General features: G+C 33.7%; 10 protein-coding genes. 4 read left to right on the plus strand and 6 right to left on the minus strand.

From position 1 onward, the window contains the following. Positions 1-413 precede the first annotated feature (413 nt). Together KO464_05455 and KO464_05460 are read right to left on the minus strand one after the other, a co-directional pair. On the minus strand, positions 414-605 hold the full coding sequence (locus tag KO464_05455; GenBank protein ID MCC7572817.1) for a hypothetical protein: 192 nt from the start codon (positions 603-605) through the stop codon (positions 414-416). 56 nt (positions 606-661) lie between these two features. After that, positions 662-1,543: a cation diffusion facilitator family transporter gene (locus KO464_05460; protein ID MCC7572818.1), complete on the minus strand. Its 882-nt coding sequence runs from the start codon at positions 1,541-1,543 to the stop codon at positions 662-664. A gap of 153 nt (positions 1,544-1,696) precedes the next feature. Here KO464_05460 and KO464_05465 point away from each other — a divergent pair, with 153 nt between their 5' ends. Next, positions 1,697-2,785: a PEGA domain-containing protein gene (locus KO464_05465; GenBank protein ID MCC7572819.1), complete on the plus strand. Its 1,089-nt coding sequence runs from the start codon at positions 1,697-1,699 to the stop codon at positions 2,783-2,785. Positions 2,786-2,917: 132 nt separating this feature from the next. Here the strand turns inward: KO464_05465 and KO464_05470 are convergent, their stop codons facing one another. The 3 genes from KO464_05470 to KO464_05480 form a co-directional block, all read right to left on the minus strand. Next, positions 2,918-3,097, minus strand: a complete 180-nt coding sequence (locus KO464_05470) for a hypothetical protein (GenBank protein MCC7572820.1) — start codon at positions 3,095-3,097, stop codon at positions 2,918-2,920. A gap of 91 nt (positions 3,098-3,188) precedes the next feature. Beyond that, positions 3,189-4,775 (minus strand): PAS domain S-box protein, encoded by a 1,587-nt coding sequence (locus KO464_05475; protein MCC7572821.1) that lies wholly within the window; start codon positions 4,773-4,775, stop codon positions 3,189-3,191. A 375-nt stretch (positions 4,776-5,150) separates the two neighbouring features. Continuing rightward, on the minus strand, positions 5,151-5,705 hold the full coding sequence (locus KO464_05480) for a DUF2284 domain-containing protein (GenBank protein MCC7572822.1): 555 nt from the start codon (positions 5,703-5,705) through the stop codon (positions 5,151-5,153). A gap of 101 nt (positions 5,706-5,806) precedes the next feature. Between KO464_05480 and KO464_05485 the strand changes: the two genes are divergently transcribed. The 3 genes from KO464_05485 (at position 5,807) to KO464_05495 (ending at position 8,114) form a co-directional block, all read left to right on the plus strand. Next, entirely contained in the window at positions 5,807-6,184 is a 378-nt protein-coding gene (locus KO464_05485; protein MCC7572823.1) for a pyridoxamine 5'-phosphate oxidase family protein, read from the plus strand. 122 nt (positions 6,185-6,306) lie between these two features. After that, positions 6,307-6,798, plus strand: a complete 492-nt coding sequence (locus tag KO464_05490) for a GNAT family N-acetyltransferase (protein ID MCC7572824.1) — start codon at positions 6,307-6,309, stop codon at positions 6,796-6,798. A gap of 77 nt (positions 6,799-6,875) precedes the next feature. Continuing rightward, positions 6,876-8,114, plus strand: a complete 1,239-nt coding sequence (locus KO464_05495) for a lasso peptide biosynthesis protein (GenBank protein MCC7572825.1) — start codon at positions 6,876-6,878, stop codon at positions 8,112-8,114. Here the strand turns inward: KO464_05495 and KO464_05500 are convergent. Continuing rightward, positions 8,115-8,388: hypothetical protein (locus KO464_05500; protein MCC7572826.1), on the minus strand; the 274-nt coding region annotated here is incomplete at its 5' end.

The raw sequence follows: 8,388 nt of genomic DNA on the forward strand, positions 1-8,388 counted from the left end.
GGCCTGGTGGCCTTAGAATTGGCCTTGAGCCGGTCTTTTTGTAGTGTAGGTAAATTTGATTTACCCTTCTAAGGGTAATCTTTTGGATGAAGGCAATCTCACTAGAACTAAGACCACGCTCTTTCATCTTGATTATCCAGGCAATCTTTTTGTCGTTGAGCTTTGCCATACCCCAATAACATTTCCTCACGGGAAATGATTTTGGGATAATACAGAAAATTCCTATTATTCTAATTTAAGAAAAACTTGATTCAATAAAAGAAATTTAATAATAAAAAATAAAAATAATTTAAAAAAGACAAATAAAGATCAGATATTGTGAATTTATAGTTATTTTTCTGTCTTGTCAAAATCTCTCCATGCATCGGCTATTCTCTTCTCAAGTTTGTCAAGGTCCCTTAAGATTATTTCTCTTATGTTTTTGCTTCTACCTCTTTCTTACCTCTCGAAAAGGCTATAGCACTGGCAGAAACATTCTCTATGACATCCCTAGACCATCTTCTGTTCATAACACCTGCTTCTCTTGCAGCAGCCATGATTGAAGCTTTTAACTTCTCCTCATCAAATCGTTCTTTTCTTCCACTCTTCTTTATTACTTCTGTCATACACCCTTAATTAATAACTTTAAAATATTTAATTTTGCTGTTATTGTTTCTTTATTTTAATAACAGACTCTATTTGAATCACAATGGGAGCATTCAAACTCTATTGTTGTATGTTTTATGTTAAATTTCTCTTTCAATATAGAATTAATATTATTTAGTATTTCATGACTTTGATCGACTGTCATATCGGAAATTACTACATGTGCACTAAGTGCATTATAATTTGTTCCCAAAGACCAAACATGCAGGTCATGCACATTATTCACATTTTCTATATTTCTTATTTCACTTTCTATATCATTTACATCAATACCTTCAGGGACTCCTTCAAGAATAATATTTAGACTTTCTTTAAATATCCCCCATGCACTGTAGATTACAATTAGGCCAATCAATATGCTGATTATCGGATCAATCATATAGAATCCTGTTAAAGATATTACAGCTCCAGCAATTAATACCCCAACCCATCCAAGAAAATCTTCAGTAATATGCCAGAATACACTTTTTATATTAAGGTCTTTGTCCTTTCCTTTTAGCATCTTAAAAGCTATTGCACCATTAGTTATAATTCCAAAAACTGCAATTACAAAAACCATTTTTCCATCAACTGGTTCAGGATTTAAAATCCTTAGATAAGCTCTGTAAAATATAAAAAAAGTAAGCAAAATCAAGACAGTTGAATTGATTAAGGCAGCAAGGATTGTTGTCCGTCTATATCCAAAAGTCATATTCTTTGTTGGTGAAGATTGTGCCTTTTGGTTAGCATAGTATGAAATACCAAGAGCTACGGAATCAGAAAAATCATGTATAGTATCACTTAGAAGTGCGAGACTGTTAGATAAAATACCCCCAACAAGCTCAATTACTGTGAAAATGCTGTTCAGTATTATTCCATAAAGAATACTCTTTTTAGCTTCATCATAATGATCATGCATATTTTCTATACTCGCCTATACATATAAATATATTTCGTGGAATTTACTCATTAAAAAATCATAAGACTATTGTTATTTATATTTGTGAAGATGCCGATAAAGAGTATATTTATAAATTCTTTAATTCTCTAACTAAAGATAAGGAGGATTAAAATGGATAACAAATATTCAATAATAAAAACTTTAACGAAATTAAAGACTTATAAAAAAAGAATTTTAGCCACATCCTTTGTAAGTATTGCATTGATATTAGCATTATTTGCTTCTCCTTTATTTGCAGTTCTTCCACCTCAGTATATTTATGGCAGTATAACTGTTGCATCAAATCCTAACGGTGCCTCCATCTCCTTAGTTACTCCTGACGGAACATATATAGGGCCAACTCAAATAACGCCATATACTTTTACCAATATTAAACCTGGCTGGTCTACTATATCTCTCTCCTTAGGAGGTTACCAAAACTGGACAACGCAGGTCTATGTTAACTCTGGGGAAAACGAATATGTTTATGGAAGTCTAACCCCTAATTATAATCCTAATGCTACAGGGTCAATAACTGTAACCTCTCAACCTGCTGGGGCAATAGTTCAATTAATAACCCCATCCGGACTATTTGTTGGCCCCTCTATTAAAACACCGTATACTTTTACAAACGTACCTGTGGGGGTAAGTTCTGTGACTTTTTCTATGAACGGATACCATGACTGGTCTTCCAACATTAGAGTCCAAGCAGGTCAGAATACAAATGTGAATGCTATATTAACTCCTATGGAAACTAAAGGGTCAATATATGTGACTTCATCGCCAACAGGTGCTATTATTGGAGTAGATGGGCAGTGGTGGGGCACATACAGGACAACACCTAACACTATTATGGATTTAACTCCAGGGCATCACGTTATACAGCTTTCCATGGACGGATATCAAATGTGGTCAACAACTATAGACGTAAGTGCTGGGGGAACAGCATATGTTCAGGCTACTTTGCTACCAGAAGATATGCACGGTACCCTTAGCATAACTTCAGATCCTTTAGGTGCAACAGTATCAATAGAAACACCTCATGGAATGTATGTTGGTGAAGTAATCAAAACACCGTATTTGTTGGATAGAATCGATGTAGGATACAGTACAATCACATTCTATAAGGATGGATACGAACCAGTAACAAAGAGGGCATATGTAAAGGCTGACGGAGTCACTTACGTTGACGCTGAGCTAAAACCAATTCTTTTTAAATAAATTATTTTTTCTTTTATTTCATTCAAATCCATTTTTAAGAAAAGAATGTCCCTCAAATCCTAAGATTCTCATCGGGACTATGGGGAGGCATAGATGGCTAGTCCCTTAGCCGTAATTTAATAATCTTAATCTTTAAAGATCTCTCCACCATGCTTGTGAGATGCACTTATCGCATGTTGATGTTCTTTCGTTCCAACAACCATCGCAACAAATATCCCCACACACTAAACACGTGTGCGTATGCGTTATTTCACCGCATTTTTTGCATTCCTTTTCTTCAGAAACATAAATCCATTTGCCAACAGAACGCATTTTTACCACTCCTAAATATCCTACTATTAACTAACTATGGGCTTTACATAACTATAAGGATTTGTAAAAAAACATGTAAAACATGTAAGATTTATGGTGAAAAAAGTGCTCTCCCTTTATTAGTCAATTCAACAATTTTGTTTCTACCTTTAGTAGATACTATAATATAGTTCGACAAAGTTAAGTAACTCATTCTTTTTCCCATAGTTGGTCTTGTAATGTTAATTTCTCTCCCTATGTCTGAAAACGTGGGCTTAACTCCAACTACATTCTTGGCATATACAAATCTTAGAATTTCTAACAAATTTTCTGGAAGTTTTTCCTTTTCTATAGGTGAGATATCTTTTGTCTCTTTTTCTATGAGTTTCATTTCAACATTGCCGAATATCTCTGAATCGACTGAAATGATTACTGTAATGCCTCTAAGATATGCTATCTCCCTTAGATGATGTACAAATGATAAGAACTTACTAAATCCATTCTTGGATAAAAGATAGTCAATTCTATCTATTAGAACAAAGCTTTTTCTTGGTATACCTTCTAAATATTTTTCAATCTCTGTAAAGTTGGGAGAAAGAGAGCCTCGTTTATCTTTTTCTGAAATCCAAATATAGTTGTACTTTCCTTTAATTTGTTTAGAATATTCTAGTTCAGAGGATCTTGTAAGGATATATCCCGAATAGCCAACTTTTAGCAGATCATTAAAAGCTTCAATTGAGAATAGACTTTTTGACTCTTTTACAAGATATATCTTACCAGCTTCTAGATCGAATTTCATCAACTGACGCTTCATTTTTTCTTCTGTAAGCTTTCTTTCTGTGATATCCCTTACAATGCTCAAGACTACTGTTTTTTTCTTAAGTTTGATAATTTTACTGCATATTTCAACTGAGATTGGTCTGTAATCCTTTCTCATAATCTCTGTTTCAAAGCAATAGTAATTTCTCTTCTTAAGTTCCTCAAACATTTCGTTTAGCATCTCAACATATTCTGGAGGATGAATATCGCTAGGAGTCATATTTAGTAGTTCTGTCTTATCGTATCCCAAAAGGTCAGAAGCAATCTGATTTGTTTCAACAAAATTTCCATCAAGTTCATGGATAAATATCGCGTCACTCGCATTGTTGAAAAGTGTTCTGAACTTCTCCTCGCTTTCCTTTAAGGCTTGCTCCGAGTACTTCCTTTCTATTATATGCCCTAATTTTTCTACTATGGCGAGAATTAATTTTCTTTCTGCTGTAAGAAAAGGGCCTTCTTCTAGTTCAGGTCTTTCTTCAAGATAAAATACTTCAAGTTTACCAATATTACTATTGTAATAATTAATCGGGGCATCTAATTTCCACTTAGTCTCTGCAAAATTCCATGTTACAAATTCTTGACCATCTAATTTAATTCTAGCACATGCTATTTCAGGATATTTCCACCCTAGAGGTATCTTTTCCACTATTCTTTGAAATAATTCCTCAAGAGGGATATTTGGCATTTCATTTACTTTTGAGATATCATATAGACAGTTAAGTTCTTTTACGCGCTCTTTTAGAATGTCGAGGAGAACATCCTTTTCACCTTCAAGTTCCTCTAATCTACTTTTTATTATTTCAAGCTCACTTATTTTTGAGTGCTGAACTCTAAGCTCTTCAATAAGCTCTTCTTTTGATATGTCTTCATCTCTTTTCAATCAATCACTTCAGTAATTAATGGCCTAAATTAATTTCCACCTATGTAATTTCGTATTAAATATGCCACGGACTTTAAAAGGATTTATATTAGATCAAAAAATGAAATTAAATAAAAATATCTTAAGACAATAATTATAATGCTTAAACTCATTTTTAGAGGAACTAGCATATTAACTTACTAGTAAAGTGGGGGTATTAAAATAGAGAATAACTACTATTTTGATAAGAATGATCCTAAAGACATTGAGGAAGTTGTTAATACTGCAATAAAACTGATAGAAGAAGGAACAGAATTTCAATTTATAGAATTTGAATTAAATGGAAAAAATAAAATAATTAGATATTGTGAGATTACGATTGTTACAGATTGAGTATTACTCTAGCAATAACAGGCAGAAACTTGTAAAGCACATACCTTCATTAGGCACTACTTTTAGATCATATCCTGAATTTTTGGCTGTTTGGTAGACATCTATACCTACACTCTCCATTGAAGGTCTTGCTATTCGCCTGTAAATACATCTCCTCTTATCAAATAGACTTGGAGTTTGAACTTGATCCGCACTGCAGTTGTCGCATAATTTGCAAGTACCTGCACCATAAGCGAATGCTTTGTACAGTCCACTAAGAAAAGCCTCTCTTTCTAACTCGGCCATTAGTTTTTGAATACCTCGCCACTCCATTCTATCTTTAATATCTCCAAATTTTATTATCAATGCTTTGTCGTATTCTTCTAATCTTTTCCTTGTTTCCTTGGGTGGCTGAACATAAGGTGGGCAAGTATACTTCTTTCCATACTGAGTACACCCAAATTCACATTTTTGTCTTACCCAATCATTAACCGAAATATTTTCTATTGGAATAACTTTTGCGGAGGTCGCCCCTCTGCTCATGGCCATCTCAATTAACTTCTCATACATATCTTTCAATTTACCACTTTTATTAATAAAAAATTTAGATTTAAATAGTTTCCTAATTGAAATAGCATTAATTATAAAAATGTGAAAGATGATTATCTATTGGTGATAAAATGGAAATGCCACAAAATGTAATAGATTTAATTCAGCAGCAGCATCTAGCCTTTGTTTCAACTTCAACTACAAACGGAATGCCAAATGTATCCCCAAAGGGAAGTATATCTGTAGTAGATAAGGATAGATTAGTCTTTGCAGAAATAGCCTCGCCCCATACAATATCCAACTTGAAGGATAATCCCAATGTATCTTTGTATGTACTTGATAGGGAAACTAACAAGGGCGTACAAATAAAGGGTAAGGCAACTTTGATGAATAGCGGACCTATATTTCAAAATATCTCCAAAGCATTGAAGGAGAAGACACCCCATCTTCCACCAGCAAACTATGCAGTCTTAATAGATGTTACAGAGATATTCCCTTATAGGATGTAATTTAATTTTTTTATTTTAATTTTAATTTTATTGTTCTTTATTTTTGTATATTAAATTTCTATCAATAGCACCCTAATCGAAATCTATAAAAAATACTCTCAAGTCTTATTTTCAGTGACATTATGGAAATACAATTTGAGCGCATGGATGAAGAGCATAGAACGGACGTAATAGATATTTTTAACTATTATATTGAAAATGGATTTGCGGCATATCCTGATAATAAACTCCCATATGAATTTTATGACATGTTCCTTATAATTACAAAGGATTACCCTGCAGTAGTAATTAAATCCGATAAAAATGAAGTGATAGGATTTGGATTTATCCATTCTTATAGTCCTTTTTCAGTATTTAATGAAACTGCAGAGATATCTTATTTTATTAAGGAAGAGGCAACTGGTCAAGGAATTGGTAAAAAGACTTTAGATTATATAGAATCAGAAGCAAAAAAAATGAACATATCTAACATATTGGCTAGCATCTCTTCGCTAAACGAGGGAAGTATAAATTTTCACAAGAAAAATGGATTTAAAGAATGTGGAAGATTTGTAAAGATTGGTAAGAAATTTGGTAAACACTTTGATGTAGTATGGATGCAAAAAATACTATAATTTTTAAATTATTCTTTTCTTGATTTTATTCTATCATATTTATAAGTGGAACTATTACTTGGATATCTGGTGCCCGAATGAAATGTCCTATGTGCGGATTTGAGACAGATTTGACTTACTGTCCTAACTGTGGTATGTATCCCTTAGAGCAAGATACAGTTAAATGCGCTTCATGTGGGAATGAGAACAGGAAAGGACTATTTTATTGCTCTAAATGTGGGTCACCTTTACTGTCATATGCGGGCAGCAATACTTCAAATATTGGAAAGGACAATAATACAGAAGACTATTTCCAAATAATTGAAAGAGAAGAGGCCCCAAAAAAGAAGATCAAGGCAATAACTTCAATCCTTCTGGGGGCCATGCTATTTCTCGCTATTTTTTACTATATCGGGTTAGTAAATAATCCCAACAGCCCGTTGGAGGGACAACTTTCACAGTCTTATAATGCAATAATCACAACAAAGATTACAAATATAGATGCTGAAGTAGGCGAAACAAAGCTGTGGATGGCATTGCCCGTTAACTGTGGAACACAGCAAGATGTAACGATAGTAAGTATAGATCCAGAGCCAGACCAAATTATTTTGGCGAAAGATGCATGCACAAAAATAGGTTACTGGGATCTTAACGGTTCACTAACCGCAAATTCTTCCATTACAATTATACAAAATATTAATTTTACCGCATATCCTTTCACGACTTCAATCGACCCTTCTAAAATTGAACCCTATGATTATTCTTTAGAGTTGTATAAAGAATACACAAAACCAAGCCAGAGAGTGGAGTCGGATGACCCTGAAATTGCTGCAATGGCAAAAAGGGTAGTGGGAAATGAAACTAATCCCTACAAAAAAGCCAACCTTATATACGGCTGGGTTGTAAAAAACATCACTTATGAAATACAGGACCAAGAGCTAGGTGCAAGATACGCATTCTACAACAAAAAAGGTGATTGCACTGAGTTTGCAACACTCTTTGTAGCGATGTGTCGTTCTCAAGAAATCCCTGCTAGATTAGTTCATGGTTATCTCTACACTTCTGATACGTCAGCTGCGCACATGTGGGCTGAGTTTTATTTGCCCCCATATGGTTGGATACCCGCAGACCCCACAGGGGACCATACTACAAAAAGCAGATTTTTCTTTGCTCGTCTTGGGAGCAATGTCTTGATACTCTCCAAAGGAAATGTCGGAATATCACCAAATTATCCGGAGAATAATTCTTTTGCATTCAGTTATATCGCCCACTATAAAAGTTACAACTCCGGCAAACTAATTTTTGAGAATAATCCAGAAATAAAAAAGATTAGCTAATCATTCTTCCATCTTATCTCGTCTTTTCTTAACGGCCTCTATGAAAGTTTTTTGTGAATCAAGGGATTTCTGTTGAATAGAATCAATAAATTTCATCCTGTCTGCTATTTCTTCCAAACCATCAAAAAAATTAGATATATCATTTAATTCTGATTTCAATGCTTTGTTTTTTATACATGATTTTATCCAGTTTCTTATTTCAGAGAGGCCCATGGCACAACTTTCTATATCTTCAAACATTATTTCTTCGATTTTTTCACCAAGAATATTTAGA

Origin of the sequence: Methanofastidiosum sp. (genome assembly GCA_020854815.1) — an archaeon.
Lineage (GTDB): Archaea > Methanobacteriota_B > Thermococci > Methanofastidiosales > Methanofastidiosaceae > Methanofastidiosum.

Coding starts and splice junctions, on each gene's coding strand:
- KO464_05455 (MCC7572817.1), bottom strand. CDS start 605: ATGACAGAAGTAATAAAGAAGAGTGGAAGAAAAGAACGATTTGATGAG.
- KO464_05460 (MCC7572818.1), bottom strand. CDS start 1,543: ATGCATGATCATTATGATGAAGCTAAAAAGAGTATTCTTTATGGAATA.
- KO464_05465 (MCC7572819.1), top strand. CDS start 1,697: ATGGATAACAAATATTCAATAATAAAAACTTTAACGAAATTAAAGACT.
- KO464_05485 (MCC7572823.1), top strand. CDS start 5,807: ATGGAAATGCCACAAAATGTAATAGATTTAATTCAGCAGCAGCATCTA.
- KO464_05470 (MCC7572820.1), bottom strand. CDS start 3,097: ATGCGTTCTGTTGGCAAATGGATTTATGTTTCTGAAGAAAAGGAATGC.
- KO464_05490 (MCC7572824.1), top strand. CDS start 6,307: ATGGAAATACAATTTGAGCGCATGGATGAAGAGCATAGAACGGACGTA.
- KO464_05495 (MCC7572825.1), top strand. CDS start 6,876: ATGAAATGTCCTATGTGCGGATTTGAGACAGATTTGACTTACTGTCCT.